Annotated in this window: 18 protein-coding genes and 3 pseudogenes; 7 read left to right on the plus strand and 14 right to left on the minus strand. The window is 69.0% G+C overall.

The window, feature by feature from the left end; genetic code table 11:
* Positions 1-63: 63 nt before the first annotated feature.
* Positions 64-663: a hypothetical protein gene (locus tag ACODT5_RS41595; RefSeq protein WP_422524148.1), complete on the minus strand. Its 600-nt coding sequence runs from the start codon at positions 661-663 to the stop codon at positions 64-66.
* A 365-nt stretch (positions 664-1,028) separates the two neighbouring features.
* Between ACODT5_RS41595 and ACODT5_RS41600 the strand changes: the two genes are divergently transcribed.
* The 3 genes from ACODT5_RS41600 to ACODT5_RS41610 all read left to right on the plus strand — a co-directional run bounded on the left by ACODT5_RS41600 (position 1,029) and on the right by ACODT5_RS41610 (position 2,856).
* Positions 1,029-1,502 carry a PH domain-containing protein gene (locus ACODT5_RS41600; protein ID WP_422524149.1) on the plus strand — a complete coding sequence of 158 codons (474 nt, stop codon included), beginning with the start codon at positions 1,029-1,031 and terminating at the stop codon, positions 1,500-1,502.
* 349 nt (positions 1,503-1,851) lie between these two features.
* Entirely contained in the window at positions 1,852-2,457 is a 606-nt protein-coding gene (locus tag ACODT5_RS41605; protein WP_422524150.1) for a DUF3885 domain-containing protein, read from the plus strand.
* A gap of 69 nt (positions 2,458-2,526) precedes the next feature.
* A complete protein-coding gene (locus ACODT5_RS41610; RefSeq protein ID WP_422524151.1) occupies positions 2,527-2,856 on the plus strand; it encodes a hypothetical protein in 330 nt (109 codons plus the stop codon).
* Between the two features lie 8 nt (positions 2,857-2,864).
* On the opposite strand, the gene ACODT5_RS41615 is transcribed toward ACODT5_RS41610, so the two are convergent.
* The 9 genes and pseudogenes from ACODT5_RS41615 to fahA all read right to left on the minus strand — a co-directional run bounded on the left by ACODT5_RS41615 (position 2,865) and on the right by fahA (position 15,071).
* Positions 2,865-5,222 (minus strand): tyrosine-type recombinase/integrase, encoded by a 2,358-nt coding sequence (locus tag ACODT5_RS41615; RefSeq protein WP_422524152.1) that lies wholly within the window; start codon positions 5,220-5,222, stop codon positions 2,865-2,867.
* A gap of 143 nt (positions 5,223-5,365) precedes the next feature.
* Positions 5,366-6,658 (minus strand): tyrosine-type recombinase/integrase, encoded by a 1,293-nt coding sequence (locus ACODT5_RS41620; protein WP_422524153.1) that lies wholly within the window; start codon positions 6,656-6,658, stop codon positions 5,366-5,368.
* Between the two features lie 77 nt (positions 6,659-6,735).
* A pseudogene (locus ACODT5_RS41625) lies at positions 6,736-7,478 on the minus strand (IS5 family transposase); the annotation flags it as partial.
* Between the two features lie 58 nt (positions 7,479-7,536).
* Positions 7,537-7,965, minus strand: coding sequence for a RacP protein (locus ACODT5_RS41630; protein WP_422524154.1), 429 nt, complete (start codon positions 7,963-7,965; stop codon positions 7,537-7,539).
* 4 nt (positions 7,966-7,969) lie between these two features.
* Positions 7,970-8,329, minus strand: a pseudogene (locus ACODT5_RS41635) (DUF6192 family protein); the annotation flags it as partial.
* An 831-nt stretch (positions 8,330-9,160) separates the two neighbouring features.
* A complete protein-coding gene (locus tag ACODT5_RS41640) occupies positions 9,161-10,969 on the minus strand; it encodes an FG-GAP-like repeat-containing protein (protein ID WP_422524155.1) in 1,809 nt (602 codons plus the stop codon).
* Positions 10,970-11,466: 497 nt separating this feature from the next.
* On the minus strand, positions 11,467-12,678 hold the full coding sequence (locus ACODT5_RS41645) for an IS4 family transposase (RefSeq protein WP_422524156.1): 1,212 nt from the start codon (positions 12,676-12,678) through the stop codon (positions 11,467-11,469).
* Between the two features lie 208 nt (positions 12,679-12,886).
* Positions 12,887-13,685: pseudogene (locus ACODT5_RS41650) on the minus strand (GntR family transcriptional regulator).
* Positions 13,686-13,835: 150 nt separating this feature from the next.
* Positions 13,836-15,071 carry a fumarylacetoacetase gene (fahA, locus tag ACODT5_RS41655; protein ID WP_422524157.1) on the minus strand — a complete coding sequence of 412 codons (1,236 nt, stop codon included), beginning with the start codon at positions 15,069-15,071 and terminating at the stop codon, positions 13,836-13,838.
* Between the two features lie 141 nt (positions 15,072-15,212).
* On the opposite strand from fahA, the gene ACODT5_RS41660 reads away from it, so the two are divergent.
* Entirely contained in the window at positions 15,213-16,022 is an 810-nt protein-coding gene (locus ACODT5_RS41660; RefSeq protein WP_422524158.1) for a Cof-type HAD-IIB family hydrolase, read from the plus strand.
* Between the two features lie 19 nt (positions 16,023-16,041).
* On the opposite strand, the gene ACODT5_RS41665 is transcribed toward ACODT5_RS41660, so the two are convergent.
* Positions 16,042-16,308, minus strand: coding sequence for a hypothetical protein (locus tag ACODT5_RS41665; protein WP_422524159.1), 267 nt, complete (start codon positions 16,306-16,308; stop codon positions 16,042-16,044).
* 795 nt (positions 16,309-17,103) lie between these two features.
* Between ACODT5_RS41665 and ACODT5_RS41670 the strand changes: the two genes are divergently transcribed.
* Positions 17,104-17,535: a hypothetical protein gene (locus ACODT5_RS41670; RefSeq protein WP_422524160.1), complete on the plus strand. Its 432-nt coding sequence runs from the start codon at positions 17,104-17,106 to the stop codon at positions 17,533-17,535.
* 97 nt (positions 17,536-17,632) lie between these two features.
* Here ACODT5_RS41670 and ACODT5_RS41675 read toward each other — a convergent pair whose 3' ends face one another.
* Genes ACODT5_RS41675 through ACODT5_RS41685 form a run of 3 tightly spaced genes read right to left on the minus strand, consistent with a single transcriptional unit; the run spans position 17,633 to position 18,428 of the window.
* Positions 17,633-17,959: a hypothetical protein gene (locus ACODT5_RS41675; protein ID WP_422524161.1), complete on the minus strand. Its 327-nt coding sequence runs from the start codon at positions 17,957-17,959 to the stop codon at positions 17,633-17,635.
* Complete coding sequence (locus tag ACODT5_RS41680; protein ID WP_422524162.1) at positions 17,956-18,198, minus strand: hypothetical protein; 243 nt, start codon at positions 18,196-18,198, stop codon at positions 17,956-17,958. Before ACODT5_RS41680 ends, ACODT5_RS41675 begins: the two co-directional genes overlap by 4 nt.
* Positions 18,195-18,428 (minus strand): hypothetical protein, encoded by a 234-nt coding sequence (locus ACODT5_RS41685; protein WP_422524163.1) that lies wholly within the window; start codon positions 18,426-18,428, stop codon positions 18,195-18,197. Before ACODT5_RS41685 ends, ACODT5_RS41680 begins: the two co-directional genes overlap by 4 nt.
* Before the next feature lie 106 nt (positions 18,429-18,534).
* Here ACODT5_RS41685 and ACODT5_RS41690 point away from each other — a divergent pair, with 106 nt between their 5' ends.
* Together ACODT5_RS41690 and ACODT5_RS41695 are read left to right on the plus strand one after the other, a co-directional pair.
* Positions 18,535-19,362, plus strand: coding sequence for a helix-turn-helix domain-containing protein (locus ACODT5_RS41690; RefSeq protein WP_422524164.1), 828 nt, complete (start codon positions 18,535-18,537; stop codon positions 19,360-19,362).
* Entirely contained in the window at positions 19,359-19,553 is a 195-nt protein-coding gene (locus ACODT5_RS41695; protein WP_422524165.1) for a DUF397 domain-containing protein, read from the plus strand. Before ACODT5_RS41690 ends, ACODT5_RS41695 begins: the two co-directional genes overlap by 4 nt.
* Positions 19,554-19,564 lie beyond the last annotated feature (11 nt).

Genomic DNA, 19,564 nt, shown 5'->3' on the forward strand with positions numbered 1-19,564 from the left:
TGGGGGCCGGGCCCTTCGCTGTGTGCGGTGTGCGCGGCGTGTGCGGTGTGCGCGGCCGGGGGGTCAGTGCGGGTGCGGGGCCGGGGTGCTGGTCTTCGGGCAGGTCAGGGCGGGGTTCCAGTTGTGGAAGCGGCCCGCCGGGTTGTTCTCGTACGCCCACATGTGCAGGTCGTAGTGCTTGGGCATGCCCGTCCAGTGGCCCGGCATCGGCCCGTCGAAGGGCAGGCCGAACATGCTCGGCCGGTCGTCGGTGGTCTTCAGGTCCTGGTCCCGGTCGGTGGACATCCACTCCACCGTCTGGAGCTTGCGGCGGCCGTTCTCGTCCTTCTCGGTGCTGTAGAGCAGGGCGGCCGGCTTGCTCGGGTCCGTCGAACCCCAGTTGGCCTGCTTCACGTAGTGGTAGCCCATCGTGCCGACCCCGAACGGGTTGGTCATGCACTCCGTGCCGTGCGGGACGTAGCCGTCCTTGAGGGCCTCGCGCTCGTCCACGTACTTGGCCGTCACCCGGATCGCCGTGGCCATGTCGCGCATCGCCTGCGCGTTCCTCGGATCGGGAGCGGGCCCCTCCACACCGTGGGCCGGGACGGCGGTGGCGGTGGCGGCCAAGCCGAGGGATATCGCGGCCGCGCAGGTCAGGAAGGCCTTGCGGGGGCGGAGGGGCATGGGGACGACTCCTGCCGTTCGGGGGCTTTCGTCCACCATCCCGGCGTGGTGGCGGGGCTGCACGTGGCGGGGCTCCGAACGGGGGGCGGCGGGGTGGCCCGCGCGGTGCGGCGCCGTTGCCGGGGACCGGTCCCCGGGCCCCTGCGCCTCAAACGCCGGCGGGGCTGGGGTGTGGTGGGCGCCGGTTTGGCTGCGGGTGGGGCCGGTGCCGGGGGCGGGGTGGGGTGTCGGCCTGGACTGCATGATTTAGTGCCTGATCCATATCCTCTGCGGTGCTTCTCTGCCGGCTCGCATGTCGGTGGGCTCCGTCGCTGATCTTGCGATCTGAAGTACGCGGTGTACAGCTGCGGCTTAGGGTCGAGGTCATGGAGCCCATGTCACCGAGCCCGGTACCCACCCGGATCCTCAACAGGCCGGGGCAGCAGGTGGTCCTGTTCATGGTGGGGTCTGTGTTCGCACTGTTGGCCGCTGGGATGCTGATCAGCGGGTCGGTCGCCGGAGATCCTTTTGGCTTGGTGCTCTACGCCGTCATTGGCGCGGGCGGTCTCTGGATTGTGTTCCGCAGTTGCGTCATGGGAGTGAGGATCGACCCCACGGGTCTGACCGAACGCGGCTTGGGGCGATCGAAAGTCGTTCCGTGGTGTGCGATCGGCGCGGTCAGCACCGGTGATGGCCCCGGACTGGCCCCGGCGCAGGCTCCCGGACTGGTCCTCAAGAACGGTGAGCAGGTAGGACTCGGCGCCCTCGCCTCGTACTCCAGTCGAGTGGTCGAGGCCGACTTCGCTCTGATCAAGTCCGTGCATGCCAGCCACGTCACCGACTGCCCCAGCTGCGAGTGACTGCAGGGGCAGGGTCGTCGACTCGTCGGCATTCGTCGCCGTCACGTGTGTCGGAGAAGCTGACGGGCTGCGCGGCTCGGTGCGAGGATGGTTTTGTCGGGGAGTGTGGTTGGCGGTCGCGGTCGTGACCGCGGTCAGTCCCGTGTGTGTTCGCGAGAGGCGGGCTGGCTGGTCCGGCGGGACTGCCGGCGGGTGATGCGCCTGGTCATCAGGGTGATCGCAGCCCATGTGATCAGCGATTCGGATTCTCTGAACTAGCGACCAACCAGCGGTTGCGGGTCGCTGCTGCCCCTCGTTGACGGTGGTGTATTCGGCCGTCGCAGTCTGCCGCATGCTCGATCATGGAGCGATGAGCGAGATTCTTCCCCGGCAGGACCTGAGCCTGGAGGCCCTGTCGGCCCTATGGGAACAGCGATGGCCTGCTCCACCGGGCGATCTTCAGATGCGCTATGCCTATCCCGACCGATGGGTGCGCTTTCATAGCCTCCCTGAGTCCAAGCGGTACCCCGACAGCGACGACGAGTACGCAGTCATGCTCGATCGGCATCACACCCTGTTGGACGAGCTGGGGCCGAACGAAGCCGAGCTGTATGTGGTGACCCGCGAATGGAACGGAGACGCGGAACCCACCGTGCGCATGCCCCAGCTCCGGCAAGTTGATCCGGACGCGCGGCACTGGGGCAGCCATGTCCACGACGATGATTTCCCTGATGACATCCTCTACCAGCATGAATACATCAGCCTCCGCCCCCGCAGCAGGCATGCCTTGGACCCCCTTCTGCGGCTGGTAGCTGACGATGTGATCGCAGGAGTCACCCTGGCTCCGCTCGATCTTCGCTGGCTCTACCACCCCTATGACGGAGGCGGGGATGTATTCGCCCCAAGCACCAGCGTCAGGGACGCCCTCAAGGCAGCACATCCTGACTGGCTTTCCACCCACCCGACCGGCATGTGATGGTTGCTTCTCTGATTCCGGACCTAGGAAGATCTGACTGGTCGTCCGGCAGCCAACCGGGCGCTCTTGATGGCGAGCCGGCTGGGCGCCTACAACTGCCGGGCCGTCGGTACAGTCATGCCGGTGACAATGAGTCGAGGCCGGTGGCCGAAGATCGATCAGGACAGCGGCGTCGATGACGCGGTGTTGCTCATCCTGGAGTGGTTGGGCGAGCAAGGTGTGGGCGCCGCGATCAGGGTGGACGCTGAGCGGTTGCGGGATCAGAAGCCCGCATGGACGTTCACTGCTGGTGGCGGCCCGTTGAGCCACCCGATGCGGGCCGACGGAGCCACCGCCCACGAGTGCTTGTCCCGCGCTTTGTCCTATCTCCGCGAAGCTGGCGTGGACGTGCCCTTCTGACGCGTCGCTCATGGAGCGGACGGTGGCGGCCGCCTTCGGGTGTCGGTGGCGCGTCCAGCGATCTGGGTGAAGGTAGGCATCCCGAGATCGACCGCCGTGGCCGTGCGGGCTGTGGCGGCGTCCATCTGGGAGAGCTTGTCCTCGGCCCCGGCGAGGCTGGTTTCGAGGCCTTCGACTTCGCCAAGCCAGCCTTCACGCTTGGCTTCGGCGATGCGGTCGATGAGGTTGCCGCGGATCTCGACGAGCCGGGGACGCTCGGCGGGGTCAGGCCGGAGCATGGCGCATCTCAAACAGGCGTGCTCATGAACGCAAGGGGTGGAGAAAGCCCGGCCGCAGGTGCCGATGGAGAGTTTGCGCTTCTCGAAGTGGCCGAGGAAGGAGTCCCATTCCTCATCGGTGGGCGTGCGGTATTCCTCGCCGGGCCGGGTGGCCCGGCGGCGGGCGATGAAGGCCCGGTGCGCTTCGATGACTTCACGGGGGTAGACCGCGAGGTAGCCCATGGTCGTTTCGATCACGCGATGGCCGGCGACGAGCTGCGCGATGTGCGGTGGCATCCCGTTCATCACCGCGTCCGTGATGAAGATTCTTCGGAAGTCGTGCGGCTGCATGGTCAGCGGCTCGCCGCTCGCGTCGGTCAGACCTGCGCTGACCAGGGCCTGACCGAGGTACTTTCGGAGGCAGGTCGGGTGCATCGCCCGGTTCTCGATGCCGATGCGATGCTGGAACAGCAGCGGCATCGGCGGGTTCCAGACGCGTTCGTGGGGGTCGTAAGCGGCAACCGATGCGACGATGCCGTTGCTGTCGCGGACCCGCATGATGATGCGGCTCAGGACGTCGGCCAGCTCGGGGGTCACCAGGATCAGGCGCTCTTGATCAGTCTTCGACGGAGCGATCTGCAGGAGTGGGACGAGCTCGCCGGTGGTCGGCAGCCGGTACTGGATGAGGGAGTGGTGGCTCAGCTCGCACAGTTCCTCGATCCGGATGCCGGTGTGACGCAGGACTTCGATCGCGGCCCAGGCCCAGAACGCCTTATGGTCCTCGTGGGTGAGGTCGCGCCGAGCGGCCCGGGCCGCGGTCCTGGGCGCTTCAAGCTCCTGGGCCCAGATCTTGGCGCCGGACGCGGACTTCAGCACCGGCCGGAAGAGCGTCTGGCCGTCGACACTGAAGACGGTGCCGGGCTCGGCCTGTCGCGCGGCCGCGAGGATCGCGGCGGCCTGGAGGCGGTTGCGTTGGCTGGTGCTGACGAGGAGTGGAAGCACGGGCAGTCGTTCCCGTGTGCGCTGGTCCATCTTGGCCTTGACGCGGCGCTGGTGCTTCTTCTGGTTGGCTTCCGCGCTGGTGACGGGGCTGGGGGTCGCCCAGGGGCCCCATCGCGCGGGGTCCTCGGCGGCCCATTGCGCGAGGTCGAGGTAGAACGCCCGCACTGTCGTCAGATCCGATTGCGCGCTCTCCCGCGGACTGGTGACCGAGACCGTGCTGCCATCGGGCCTGCGGGTTGTCGTCGTCTTCGTCCGGTGCCGCGTCTTCCAGGCGGAGGCAACCTCCGGTGGCAGGCGAAGGGAGTCGATGCCCGGGTGGTGGGTTTCCAGGTTCTTCCAGAACAGACCCCCCAGCACACGGGAGACGGCCGAGAGAGACGTGTAGTCCAGGGCGGGCTGGCGTTCGCGGAGGTAGTCCACGAGCAGGTCGCGTACCGGCTTGCAGGCGATCTCGTAGCGGTCGATCATCTCCGTGACGCTGAGCTGGCCTTGTCCGCCGGTGAAGGCGCGGATTGTTGAGGGTGCTTCCGGAGGGAAGACACCAGCCCTGTGCAGCAGCCGGTAGAACGCGGTCCGGTCGCCGGTCGCTGCGTGGGTGACGTCCTGGGCCTCCAGGACGTCCACGCAGTCCCCGACGGTGATGTCGCTGATGGAGCCGCCGTTGCGTGCGAGGACGACCGAGATCCGATGCCGGGCGATGCGCAAGACGGCCGGCGGCACCTTGTCGGAGGCCGCTTGGGCACTCAGCAGGTCGAAGCCATCCGGGTCACGGACCGATGCCATCGCCCGTGCGAGGTGTTGCGAGGTGCGGCTGAGGAGCCATGCCGACGTGGGACGGATGACGTCTCCGCAGATCAGCATCAGGAGCCCCGGCGACAACTGCGAGTCGCGCAGGACCACTCCTTGCGTTCGGGTGAACCACTGCCGGGGCAGGTCGAGCCAGTTCTCCTTCGGCAGGCTCTCGGCCCCGGTAGAGGTCCAGCGCTCCTGCCAGGTGGCCCCGGATTGGGCCTCCAGCCAGGCCAGTACGTAGCGGACGCCGCGACACCGGGACCTCGTCGTGGCCTCGTTCTGCGCGGTGAAGGGGTGCTGTGCCAAGCGGTGCACGACCTCATCCCTGGGCGCCTGGGTGGCTGGCCAGGAGGCGACCGGAGTCCGAGCGGGGAACTTCTCTCTCAGCGCCGATTGTGCTTCCCCGAATCGTCCTCGTTCCGCGGTCTTCAAAACTGGCAGGGTGTGCTCAACGGTGGTCACGAGTTGGGCCTTCCGAACAGGATGTCCAGCGAAGCGGGGTCGTAGCCGGGGGCGGGCAGCGCTGGTCTCGGCTGTTTGGTGGCCTTCTTCTCCTGACGGGCGTGGTGGGCGAGCATGTGCCCGACGATCTCGTCGGAGTCGGGGGTGAGGTAGATCTGAAGGGTGGTCAGCTGCTTGTGGGCGAGGACCCATTGCACGTCAGTGAGGGAGACGAGGGGATCACTGGTCATGCGGTAGGTCGCTGTGTGGCGGAGATCGTGCAGCGACCAGTTCGACCCGAGGAGCTCCTGGACGCGGATGAACATCGCCCTGGCCGCCGGGTACTCCAGCGGTCTCCAGGGGCGCCGGAGCGTCCACCAGAGCGGGGCGTTGCGTCCCCGCGGCACCCCTCGGCGCCAGGCTTCCTCCTGGGCGAGCCGTAGCCAGACGAACGCGTCCGGCGAGGCCGGCACACGCTGGTAGTCGCGGGTTCCCTTGCGGATCACGCCGATGACCTGCTCGCCGGGCAGGGCGTCGCGGTTCGTGCTGGTCAGCAGCTCTTCCGCGCGTACGCCCGTGGAGACCCAGAAGGCGAGCATCGCGCGGTCCCGGTTGTACTTCAGCGAGGCAAAGATCGCGTTGAACATCTCGTCCGGGATCCGTCGCGGGATCCGCTTCGCGACCTTGGGTCGGTAGCGGCCGGTCCGCTCGTGCTTGAACCGTTCCATCGGATTGTGGTGGGCGTTCGCCCGGCCGGCTTGGCGGGAGCGGTCCAGTGGGAACGGGTTGATGATCGGTCCGGTGCCCTCGCGGAGGTGGAAGTCGTAGAAGGTCCGCATGACCGTTTCGCAGTGAGCCCTCGTCGTCGCCGCGTACTTGACGCCCGGCGACGACTTACCCGTCACAGGATTCGGTGTCCCCGGTGCCGCCCCCGCGACGCCAGGCCCCTTCGGTGCTGCCGTCTGTGGTCGGAGCTGGAGGCGCCAGTGCACGCGCACGGGCTTGTCGGCCAGCAGCATCCAGCGCATGAAGTCCCTCGCCTCGACGGTGGTCGCCCGGTCCCACCTGATGTCGAGCATCGAGAGGAATCGCAGCCAGCGCAGCAGGTCCAGCGCGTAGGAGCGCAGGGTCGTGTCTTCGCGGCCTGCGGCCTGGAGGTCCTTGAAGAACGCCTGGACCTCCGCGCAGACCTGCCCGTGCCTGTCGATCAGCTGGTACGGATCCCAGGGATCACCGGTCTCTCGTAAGCGGCCCCACTGCGGCAGCTCCAGAGCAGACAGATCACGCTCGGGCCCCTCGTTCTCAGGCATGCCCGGAAGCTAGCAGCAGCATCCTCCATACCGCGCCTGAACTGGGAAAACTCCCAAGTTAGTTCAGTCAACAGGAAGTGCTGGACGAGGCGCTCGTAGTCGCGGGCGTGTCTGCGGGCATGCATGACCCAGGCCAGTGACCTCTCGACCACCCATCGGCGGGCAGGACGACGAACCCAACGGCGTTCTTCGGCCGGCTGACGGTCTTCACCGTCAGGTCCAGGTACTTCTTCGCCCAGCCGACGAGCTGTCCGGCGTAGGCGGAGTCGGCCCAGACGATCGTGATCTCGGGGTGCATGAGCCTCAGCCTGAACAGGACTTCCTTCGCCGCGTCGCGGTCGGTCATGTCGGCTGGGGTGACCATGACGAACAGCGGCAGGCCTTTCGTGTCCACGACGAGATGCCGCTTCCTGCCGTTGATCTTTTTGGCGGCGTCGTAGCCGCGCGAGTCTTTGCCGGCGGTCTCGGCGGCCTTGACGGACTGCGAGTCGATGATGGTGGCGACCGCTCCGGGTGAACGCCCCATGTCCCGGCGGACACGTCTGCGGAGCTGGTCGCGGAGCTGTCCGATCACCCCGGCGGCGGCCCAGCGGGCCATGGCGTTGTAGCAGGTCCGCCATGGCGGATAGTCCTTCGGCAGGGCCCTCCACTTGCAGCCCGTGTCGACGACGTAGCGAATCGCGTCCACGATCTCGCGCCGCGGATGCTTCTCCGGGCGGCCGCCGCGCGGGGTCTCGCAGGCCGGGATCGGCAGCAGGGGTTCGATGAGGGCCCACTCGTCGTCATAGGTGTCCGAGGGGTAGCAGCGGCTCCGGGCCAAGGTCTGCTCCCTTCACGAGTGGTGGGGGCCGGCCGCTTTGCGGCGGCCCCCACCGGGGTTATGCGTCGATGTAGTCGGCGATCACGTCGAGGGTGGACTCGACGGAGTTGAGCTGGGTGTGCAGATGCCTGACCCAGCGGCCCTTGGGCTGCAGGGCTGCGTGCGGGGCGACGACGCCGGTGATGAACCGGCGGATCTCGATGAGTTTCTCGCGGATGACCGCGACCTCGTAGGACTGGAGCTCGTTGGGGTCGGAGCAGAACTTGTAGCCATCCGCTTTCGTCCAGATCAGTGGTGGCCAGCCCTGTTCGGAGATGGTGTCCCGCAGGCATGCCAGGCCTGAGCGGGCTTGTGAGGTTGAGAGTTCGCTGGATCTGATCAGCTGTTTGAAGGCCAGCCCGGCGGGCCGTGCCTCGAAGAGCACGAACCGGAGGGTGTCGGCGTGCCGCTGGGCGGCCGGGGACCGGCGCCGGGAGGCGGGCGGCATCGCACTACTCGCCTTGCAGCAGGCGGGCGAGCTCGCCGTCGATGTCGACCTTCCCGGTGTCCACTGCCGTCTCAACCCAGTCGAGCGTCGCCCGTGAACGGGCGATGTTCTCGTGGACGATCGCCTTCTCGTACTCGGACAGCTGCCGGTCACGCAGCCCAGGGACGGCCCGGCCGCAGGCTGCGACGAAGGCATGGCAGGCGGTGACCAGGTCCAGGAACTTCACCGTCCGCTCGATCCGCTTCACCGCCGGGGCGACGGGGCTGGTCCGCTCGAAGTCCTCACGGGCCTGGCGGCCACGTTCGACTTGGGCGTGGTTGACCTCGTGGCGGGCCCGGTCATCCGACATCGCTCGGAAGGCAACGGGTCATGGCAACGATCACCACCCGCGGCGGGCCGGGCACGGCCCCTCGACCGTGACAGAACACGGCCCGCTCTCACAACCGAGGCTCGGACCCGGCCGGGAAAGATCGCAACGATCGACCACAAGAGCCAGAATCTGACCGAAAATCCGATTCAGATGCGTTCGCCCAGCGGTCACTGTGACCGTTCGTCGAACGATTCGCTTCGGGAGCGCCAATCCCTCATCAGGCACCGCCGCGAGCAGAACACGGCGTCTGACCGCCGATCCACCCCGGCCACCCAGGCCGTCCCGCACACGGGACACACCACCCTGCCCGACCCGCTCAACTCCGACTGCACCCGCCGCCGCAACCGGCGCTCCCGCCGCCACGACCTGGCACGACACGTCGTTGAGCAAAACACCGCATCCGACCGCGCGGCTGGCCCAAGCCGGTCACCGCAACCCCTGCACACCCGCTCACGGCGCCGCCCGGATCTCTCGAACACCTCCCCAGCCTAGAACCCCAAGCCCGTCAAAAAGCGGCTTATGGATCAGGTACTCAGCTGCGCGTCGAGCGCAACGACGATGACGCGCCGGGCGTGAGCGAGCCTGCGAGTGACGTCCCAGTCGAGGATGAACCTGCCGCTGGCGCTCTCGTCGACTGTTCCCGACCCCAGACGTGATCCGAGCCGGTCGAGAGAATCAGCGAACTCGTTCAGGTCTTGCGGTGTCGACGGCGATGGCCACAGGACTTCCGCCCTGTGGCCATCGCCGTCGTACCGTCGGTTCATGCGCCGCCGATCGGGCACGCGGCATCCAACATCCGTACGCCGTTCACTGCCCGTCCGGCGTTCAGCTCATCGACTGGATGCCGGTGGCCCAGCCACTCGGGGCCACCTCGGCCCTGGCTCCGTCGGTGGTGCCCTGCGTGGTGCCCGAGTAGAAGAGCAGCGCCCCGTCGCCGGTGGTCGCCCACATGTCGGCCTTGCCGTCGAGGTTCGCGTCACCGCCGCTCGCGATCAACGGGCGGGCGGCCTTGGAGTAGCCGTGGCCGTACTCGACCCGAGCCGCGAACGGGAAGGTGCCCGTGCCGCTGCCCCGGTACAGCCACAGCATGCCGTCACCCTCGTCGCGGGCCAGGAGATCGGGCCGGCCGTCGCGGTCGGAATCGCCGGGGGAGGCAGTCATCATGTCCTTCCAGCCCCCGGTACCGATCTCCACCGCCGCCTTCACGGACGGCGCCGTTCCGCGCACGCCGTCGTAGCGGTACAGCTTGTCCCCAGACACGGCGACCAGGTCGGGGTATCCGTCGCCGGAGATATCGCCGGTGCCTATGATCCTGGTGTCGTCCGGCACTCCGGTGGCGAGCTTGAAGTGGCCGACGATGGTGCCGCCGCCGTGGTTCCGGAAGAGCCTGAGTTCGCTGCCGACCCGGGCGACGATGTCCTCCTGGCCGTCGTCGGTCCAGTCCCCGCGGTGGGTCACCGAGGCGCCGGACCAGCCGACCTGACCGATGACCGCAGGGGCTCCCACACCACCCTTGCCGTCGCCCGGGTAGAGGCGCAGCGTCCCGTCCTTGACGCCGAGAAGATCGGGCAGCGCATCGCCGCTGAGGTCACCGGGCGTTCCCAGGTAGCTGATGACCGGAGCGTGGTCCGAGACCCCGTTGGGAGGATCGGACAGTTCGGTTCCTCCCAGCTGCGTCGTGTCCATCAGCGACTCGTGCTCGACCTGGCAGCTGGTGAAACGGGGAGCCGTTCGCCTGGTGGTGAAGACGTGGTCCAGCCAGTACTTGTTGGGGGCGGCCTGGTCCGGCGGCCAGGTCTGATGGGTATGGGCGTCAGTCGCGCAACGGTCGAGCTTCCCCGCGAACGGCTCCAAGGTCGCCGATGCCGCGGTGGCGTTGAGATCCCCACCGAGGACGAGCCCCGTGCCGATGTCGGCGGCGAGGAGGGAGGCGATCTCACGCGACTCGATCGTCCTGAGTGCCTCGTCCCTGCTCTTGTTGATCCCGCTGCTCCCAGCAGTCAGGTGAGTGGTGCACAGCTTGTCCTGCCAGCCTGCGAGACGGGCACACAGGAGTGGCCTCTGCACCTTCCCGAGCTCCTTCGCCTGCTCCGGCGTCAGCTCCTCGAACCCCGTCCCGCGGAAGTCCTCGACGGTCAGGTCGTCGGGGAGGAGGTCGTCGACATCAAGGTCCGATATTTCGCCCTTGACGGCGAGCAGGACGCCCACTTCGCCGCCGACCGGGTCCGTACCAGCGATCCGGTTGCAGTGCGCCGTTCCGTCGGGCCGGGGGGTGGCCGCGTGGACCAGTTTCCACTGCTGTCCGAGCTCGGCGAACTTGTCGGCCAGCTTCCGCATGTGGCTGATCTCGGGCTGCGTCGATGCCGGCGTGGAGCCTTCGGTGTACCCGCAAGCCTCCTGAAGCATCAGCACGTTGGCCTGGTGCTTGTTCGCGAGGGCGACGATCGCGTCGACCTTCTTCTCCGGTGCGTTGCGGTACGCGCAGTAGCCGGTATCTGAGCCGTCCCGCTTGCCACCCCCGTCACCGCAGATGTTCCACGAGATCACCCGCAGACCGTTCGCCTGCGGGGGCACCGTGGCCTCGGCCTGGGCCTGTCCGGCCGGCAGCAGGGCTGCGGCGGCGGCCAGCGCCACGACCACCCCACTGGCCCCGCGCCACGGTATCCATCCGGTAAAACGCTTCAAAATCCACCCCGTATCGTTCCCGACCACTTTGAAGAGCCCTGCCCGGTCCATGCCGGAGGCGGGAAGTGGTCCTCCAGGCGGCTGCTTGCGCAGCGCTCTTCCTGGATCTTGATCAGAGTACGTGTAGCCCTCCGGCCCCCTTTGGGCGGTACCGCACCCCGCCGCTCCCGTTGAACTGGTCGACAGCCACCCGGCCCTGCGAGCGCTCCTGTCATGGACGGCTCAGGAACAGGTACTTAGCTTGTTCTTTATCTACAATGCCGTTGATTTAGGGGTCTGGTGGAGGTGTGACGGCCGCGATGACCTGCAGTGTTTCTGCCGGACGACGGGTTGGCTGTAGCGGTCGTGGCCGGTCGGGGTTCCAGGAAAGGAAGCGGGACATCTTGCGCTTCGCCTGACGGATCACGGCCCGGAGTCTGCGGGGCGGGTTGATCTCTTCCTCGAGTTCACGGGCCACCGTGGACAGGTACTGAGGGGGAAAAATCCCTGTTCAGCGAGGTGATGCTCCGGCGGGCTGCCCGCAGGGCCGCGGAGAAGGAGAGCCGGTCCGGATCAAGTGGTTCACTGCGGTTCACCGCTGCTCTGTGCATCAGGACTCTCAGGCCGGTGTAGAGCACCAGGTGTGCGTAGATCTCCTGGAACACCAGGTCAGGGCTCTTGCTCGGCATGACGGTGCGGGTGCCGATCTGGGTGGTTTTCAGTTCGGCGAGGGTGTTCTCCACCTCCCACCGCTCGCCGTAGAGGGAGGCCAGTTCGGCGGCGGGCGCCGTTTCGGGATCCATGAGGGTGGTGATGAGCCGGTAGCGTTCAGCCTGGTCACGGCCCGGGATGTCCAGGCTGTACTCGATCACGCGGACTCGGATGTCCTGGGGCAGCCGGACGCTTCGCCCCCGCCCGCCGCGGACGGTGGAGGTCCACGAACCGTCGGGAAGAACCTCCTCGACGGGCAGTTTCCAGATACCGGGGATCCGCCACAGCAGGTCAGCTCCGGTGGCGGCCAGGTGCTGCCAGATATGGGCTCCGGGCAGGCCTCGATCGGCCAGGACCAGCATGCCCGGCCGGAGCGAGCCGGCAAGCCGTTCGGCCAGGACCCGTTCCTTGACCCGGTAGGAATCGACCGCGGCGTCGCAGACCACGTGGGTTCCGGACTCGACCAGAACCATGACCCGGGCCAGCGGATATCCGGTGGGTCCCTTGCCGGCCTTGGTCCGAAGTCGCCCCAGCCCGGCCTCATTGGCCTCCGTGTCCGCAGCCTGCAGCGTCGTCCCGTCCATCGCCATCAGCCGGAAACCCCGCCAGAACGCCCCCGGCGTCCGCTCGTCGGCCACCGCCGCCCCGGCATGAACCAGCAGCTCACGCAGCACCTCCACCCCGAGATTCTGGCGGGCACGGAAAACGGCCGCCTTGTCCGGGACCCGCCAGGCACCCCACCCATCCTCACGCCGGACCGCCTCGGCCAGCGTCCGCAGGACCTCCCGGTACGGCTCACCGGAGAACAACGCCTGCGCGAGCACGAAGTACACCATCAGCCTCGGCGGCAGCAGCCGCACCCGCACCTCACGGCTCCGGGACTTCGCAAGCACCGCGTCCACCAGCTCCGGCGGGAACACCTCGGTCAGATCCCCCAGCCCGATCCGGTCCACCAGTCGAGCAGTCATCGGACGCCACCCCCTGGTATCCGTTGAACCGCCAAGTCACCTCTATGTCAACGGCATTGTCTTTATCTACCAAGGTCTTCCGGGCTTGCCGATGGCCTTCAGGGTCTCGGGGCGTTTGACGGTTTTGCCGACGTCGTAGCGGGGTGCCCGGTGTTTTTTCTTGGCGCCGGGGGGGTGGGGGCTACGAGGACGAGGGGGCTACGGGGGCTTACGCGCCGCGGTGCAGCAGGCCGCTCATGGTGATCCGGTCGCCGCGCTGGGGGTCCCCCCATGCGTAGCTATGGGGGATGGATGAACTCCAGGTCCACGGGCCGGCCGTCGCCGAGGTGGGTGAGGCGCTCCAGCATCAGGACGGCGGCCCCGCGCGGGGCCTGCAGGACGGCCGCGGAGTGCGCGTCGGCGTTGACGGCTTCGAGGGTGATCTCGGCGTGGCCGAGCGGCTGCCCGGTCAGGGACTCCAGCAGCCGGAACACGTCGGTGTTCTCCAGGTCGCAGCCGATCAGGTCCGCGCCGATGTCCAGGGGGACGTACGTGAGGTCGAGCGAGAGCGGCAGCCCGTTCAGGCGGCGCAGCCGCTCGATGTAGAGCACGTCGGAGTGTTCGGGCAGGCGCAGCCGGCCGGCGACGGGGGCCGGGGCGCGGACGGGGCCGACGGTGCGGACCTCGTTGGTGACCCGGCCGTGTTCGTGGAGGGTTTCGGCGAGGCCCTGGAGCCGGTCGAGGCCGTGCGGGTACTTGGCGCAGACGATGACGGTGCCGACGCCGGGGCGGCGCTCGACGAGCTGTTCGCCGCGCAGCAGGTCCAGGGCCTGGCGCACGGTGTTGCGGCCGGCGCCGTAGTCGGCGGCGAGGGTGTCCTCCAGGGGGAGGACGCCGGTGGGGTAGCCGCCCGCCAGGATCTGGTGGCGCAGCAGGTCGGCGAGCTGTCGCGCCTGGTCCGCGCGCAGCCGCCGGCGGCGCGCGGCGGCGACCGGGACGGTGTGTTCGCGGGTGCGTTCGGCTGGCATGGCACGGAACATACCGAGGGGGCCGGGCCGGTGGTGTTGCCGCAGTGTTGCGCCACCGGTGGGTGCCGGCGTACCGCTGTGACCTGCGCAGACGGCGGGGTGGCGGAAAGATCCGCCACCCCGCCGTCAGCCGCGGTCCCGAGATGTGGACTAGAGGGTGCCCACGATGCGGCCGGTGACCTCGCCGAGGCCCACGCGGGTGCCGTCGGTGCCCGGTGCCCACGCGGTGAGGGTGACGGTGTCCCCGTCCTCCAGGAAGGTGCGCTTGCCGTCGGTGAGCTCGATGGCGTCGCGGCCGTTCCAGGTGAGCTCCAGCAGCGAGCCGCGCTGGCCGGTCTCCGGGCCGCTGACGGTGCCCGAGCCGTACACGTCGCCGGTGCGCAGGGAGGCGCCGTTGACGGTCATGTGCGCGAGCTGCTGGGCGGCGGTCCAGTACATCGAGGCGAACGGCGGCTGCGCCACCTCCTGCCCGTTGATGGAGACGGTGATGCGCAGGTCGAAGCCGCCGGGGCGGTCGGCGGCGGAGTCCTCGAGGTAGGGCAGGAGCGGGAAGTCCCGGGCCGGCGGGGCGACCCGGGCCGCGTCCAGGGCCTCCAGCGGGGTGACCCAGGCGGAGACGGAGGTGGCGAAGGACTTGCCGAGGAAGGGGCCGAGCGGCACGTACTCCCAGGCCTGGATGTCGCGCGCCGACCAGTCGTTGAGCAGGAACAGCCCGAAGACGTGCTCCTCGAAGTCGGCGAGGGCCACGGGGCGGCCCTGCTGCGAGGGGGTGCCGACGACGAAGCCGACCTCGGCCTCGATGTCGAGCTTCACGGAGGGCCCGAAGACGGGCGCCGGGTCGGCGGGGGCCTTGCGCTGGCCGGAGGGCCGTACGACGTTGGTGCCGGAGACGACGATCGTCCCGGCGCGGCCGTGGTAACCGATGGGCAGGTGCTTCCAGTTGGGGGTCAGTGCGTCCCCGTCCGGCCGGAAGATCTTGCCGACGTTCGTGGCGTGGTGCTCGCTCGCGTAGAAGTCGACGTAGTCGGCGACCTCGTACGGGAGGTGCAGCGTGACCTCTTCCAGCGGCAGCAGGTGCGGCTCCACGGAGGGCCGGTGGCCGGGGTCGGTGACCCAGGCGGTCAGCGCGCGCCGCACGTCCTTCCAGGCGGTGCGGCCCGCCGCGAGCAGCGGATTGAGCGAGGGCTGCCCGAGCAGTCCGGCGTACGGGGATCCGAGCGCGGCCGCGGCCGCCCCGGCGTCGAGCACGTAACCGCCGATGCGGACACCGATCCGGCGCCGCTCCTCCCCGGCGGTCGCGGTGGCCGTGGAGAACACGCCGTAGGGGAGGTTGTGCGGCCCGAACGGGTCGCCCTCGGGCACATCGAGGGGGCTCTGCTGGGGCATGGGGTGCTGCCTCGCTTTCGACGCGGCCCGGGGGTGTCCCGGGAGCTGCTTGACAGGTTAAGGGGCTGGTGGGGCGTGCGGGAGGCCGGATTCGGGCAGTATTTGTAAGATTTGTCCGAGGAGGTCCGTATCCTTGGACACGTGACTTCCGCCCTCCCCTATGCACTCGTGGCCACCGACCTGGACGGGACTCTGCTGCGCGCCGGAGACACCGTCTCGGCCCGCTCCCACGCGGCCCTCGCCGCCGCCCGCGCGGCCGGCGCCCGGCACATCATCGTGACAGGCCGCCCCGTCCCGCAGGTCCGCCACGTCCTGGACGGCCTCGGCTACACGGGGCTCGCGGTGTGCGGGCAGGGAGCGCAGGTCTACGACGCGGCGGCCGGGCTGCTGCTGCACTCCGTACCGCTGGACCGGGAGCTGGCGGAAGTCGCCCTCGGCAAGATCGAAGCGGAGGTCGGCGAGGTCTACGCGGCGGTCAACCAGGAGGGCGTCGACGCGGAGATGCTGATAGGGCCGGGCTACCGGATGTGGCACCCGCACCTGCCGACGGTGGCGGTGGCCCGGCGCGCCGACCTCTGGACCTCCCCCATCAACAAGGTCCTGCTCCAGCACCCCCGCCTCTCGGACGACGAGCTGACGGAGATCGCCCGGGGCGTGGTCGGGGACCTGGTCAACGTCACGATGGCGGGGGAGCACACGGTGGAGCTGCAGCCTCCGGGCATCGACAAGGCGAGCGGCCTGGCGGTGGCGGCGGAACTCCTGGACGTCACCGGGTCCTCGACGATCGCCTTCGGCGACATGCCGAACGACATCCCGATGTTCGCGTGGGCGGCGCACGGGGTCGCGATGGCGGGGGCCCACCGGGAGCTCTTGGCCGTCGCGGACGAGGTCACCCTCTCGAACGAGGCGGACGGCATCGCGGTGGTGCTGGAGCGGCTGTTCCCCGCCTGACCGATGGCGGCAGGTCGGGTCATTGCCTGTCGCGGTAGTTCATGTACCAGTGGGTGTCGAAGTAGTGGGCCATCGTGAACGGGTGGTCCGGGTCGAGGAGGACGCGGCAGACGAACTCCGCCGCCGAGCAGTCGAAGACGGCCAAGTCGTCGTCGAAGGTGTCGAAGGTCCGGATGGCGACGGGCCAGCGGTCCGGGTCGGTGCTGTCGTCGGTCTGCCAGCAGTACAGGTTCTCGTGCTCGGTGCCCGCCCAGATGAGCAGCCTTCCTCGCGGAGGTGGGTCCACGGCTCCTGGTTCAGAGCGAGAAACCCGTCGAAGGCGCCTTCCCCGAACGTCTCCACCATGCGCTTGTAGTCGCCGGGAAGGCGCGTACCCACCTCTGCCTCGATCCGCGCCCAGTCGACGTCCGGCCGCCGCGGGGGCGAGGCCCAGGCGGTGACGGCCATGAGCCGCTCGACCCAGTCCCCGTCCCCGTCCCCGTCCCAGTACCCGGCCCAGTCCTCGTCCCGGCTGGTCCCCGCTGGGGCCGGCACCTCCACACGCCGCGGCGCGGCCGCCAGCACCGGCCGGACGACGCCTTGCGCGTCCCTGGCGGTCCCGCCGCCGATCCACTGACCTCCGTAGGCCCACGCCCGAATCGTCTCGCCCCGGCCTTCGAGGACGGCGAGGAGGGCCGCGCCACGGGACTCGTCCACGGTCGGGTCCGTGAAGCCGTCCAGGACCAGGGTCCGTGGTGCCCCGTAACGCTCGGCAAGCCTGTCCACGAGCAGGTGCGGGTCGATGTCCAGCGGCAGGTGCAGAGATCCGCCCGGGGTGTCGATCCGTTCCAGGAGCTCGCTGAGCATCGGTTGTGTGAGGTCCATGACGGACAGGAAACCGCACGCCACTGACAAGGGCCCGGGCTCCGACCCCCGCTCAGGGTGCGGCTGTTCGGCTGACGGTGGTGGTTGGCTGATCCGGCGCCCCGGCACTGGACACGTTCCGGACGGCGGGGGCACGATGGCGCCCCCATCGGATGATCACCTCTTGCCGATCGGCCGATCGGCCGATCGACCAGCTGCCCGACGGACGAGGACGCCCATGGACGACCGAACGCGCACGTCGCTGTTGGTGGCGGGCCTCGTGGGGGTGGCCGTCGTCGCGGTGCTCGCGAGCTTCGTCCATGGGATCGCCGGCGGTGAGGGCAAGGCCCCCCTCCACGTGGCCGACGTGCAAGGGACGTGGACCTTCGAGGACGGCACCGGAGCCCGCCTTCTCATACGCGCGGACGGGTCGGTGGAGGTTTCGAAGGATGCGCAGATCAGAGAGTGCGGTGTGTTGATGTGGCCTGAGGGCCAGGTGGCGAAGGCCAGGTGGGCCTTCGGTGACGTCGACGATCCGCGGATGGTGTCCGTGGAACTCCCGGGCGCCGAGCCGGGCCGAACGTGCAGGTTCGACTTCACGGTCGCCGACGAGGGCAACCGGACCGCCGGTCCGGGGCACGCGTACGTACGGAGCGAGGCCCCGCACTGAGCCCATCCATCCCCGGGACGTGCGCGGGAACCGGCCCCTGTCTCGCGCGGACGACGACCGACAGGGTCAATGCCGGGACGTCATCAACGGTTCGTGATCACGCCCGCGCAGCGGGAGCGGGGTCCCTGACCTGCCAGGTGTGGCCGCCGGGGTGGGAGAGGTACTGGCCGCAGCCCTCGGCGCCGCCGGTCGCCGGGCAGTCGGGGAGGGGGAGGACCGCATCCCCGGGCCAGCGGGCCCATAGCGCGGTCCCCGGGGTCGGGCCCTCGTGGAGGACGTCCATGTGCGGGCCGGTGTGCCGCTCCAGGGAGCACCGCAGCTCCGGTCCGGCGTCGAGTACCGCCCGGAGCACGCGGGGTCGTCCCGCCAGCGCGTCCAGGTGTACGGCGGACAGCGCGCCGGAGGCGCCGCACACGCCGGTCACGTGATCCCGCCCCGGGCCGCGGCGAACGCCAGGCAGCAGGTCCAGGCGACCGCCCCGAGGGTCACGGCCAGGGCCGAGGCCTCGTCGGCTGTACGGGATGCCAGCAGCCCCCGCAGTGCCCGTAGGGCATCCGCGACGGCCCGCCGGACCAGCGCCGCGTCCAGCAGTGCGCGGAACCGCTCCCGGTAGGCCGGGTCCGACTCGATGCGCCGCAGCTCCGCGAGCGGGCTCTCGCTCACAGCAGACCCTCGGTGCTGCGTGCGTTGCGCCGGGCGGTCTCCGCGCGGAGTCGCTCCATCGGGTCGGCGGGCCGTACGTGGCGAGGCTCCGCCTCCCACTCCGGCCCGCCGCGCACGGGCCGCAGCGCCCAGTACGGGCCGGCGAGCCCGCGGAACTCCCCGACCAGGTCGTCGCGGCTGGTGTCCACCACGAGGGTTCCGGGGGCAGGAGGGTAGTCCGCTTCGTGCATGTCGGTGCCTCTCCGTAGCTGTTCCACTACCAAGCGAGTTCAGCGTGACTTAGAGTCGGATGGTCTTCAACTTGCGCAATCTGTCCGGGGAGTTGGGTGATCTTCGTTGAATCGGAAAGAGCTGGACCCCGAAAAATCCCCGGGAGCGGCGTTTGGCCAGCGCCTGCGCGCGCTGCGGGACGAACGCGGTTGGACGCAGGACGAGCTCGCCGAGCGGATGGGGTGCTCCGGATCGCATATTTCCGCGGTGGAAACCGGTCGGCGTTCCCCAACTCATCGCTTTGCGGCAAGTGGTGACAGGGTGTTCGGGACCGGCGATCGGCTCGAACGCCAGAGTCGGGCCGTGCGGAGTACGGCGCTCCTGGAGGGGTTCCCGGAGTACGTCACGCACGAGGCGCGGGCTGCGGAGATCAGGCTCTACGAGGTCGGCGTCATGCCGGGGATCCTTCAGACTCCGCAGTACGCGACAGCCCTCAACGAACGGGCCGTCGAGCGCGGCGCGAGCACTGCAGAGCAGGCGGAGGAACGGATCTCGCTCGTAGCGGCGAGGCAGGCGGCACTTCTCCGGACTCCGCTGCCGCTGGTCTTTGTGGTGCTGGACGAGAGTTGCCTGCTACGACCCGTGGGCGACCCGGACACCATGGATGCCCAGTTGGCCAAGCTGATCGACTTCGCTGCGCTGCCGAACACGGTGCTCCAGATCGCACGGTTCAGCATGGGGGACCGCCGTCCACTCAGCTTGCCGCTCTACATCCTGACCATGCAGAACCGCTCCCTGGTTTCCTATGCGGAGTCCGCCCAGCGGGGTCAACTCGAACGGGACAGCGCCTCTGTTGTGCCCTTGCTGACGGCCTACCATCAGCTTCAGGCCGAGGCCACGTCGCAAGCCGAATCGGTGGCCTTGATCCATCAGCTACGAAAGGGCACCTCGTGACGACCGAAACCCCCCGCTGGTTCACGTCCTCCTACAGCGAGAACGGTGGCGCGTGCGTCGAGGTCGCCACCAACCTCGTCGCCTCGCGCGGTGTCGTGCCGGTGCGGGACTCCAAGCTCTCTGACAGCCCCGTACTGGGCGTTTCCGCTGCCGCCTTCGCGGTCTTCCTGGACGGCGTCACGGCCGTCTGACTTCGAGAAAG

It is taken from the genome of Streptomyces tatrensis (assembly GCF_049310065.1).
Classification (GTDB): domain Bacteria; phylum Actinomycetota; class Actinomycetes; order Streptomycetales; family Streptomycetaceae; genus Streptomyces.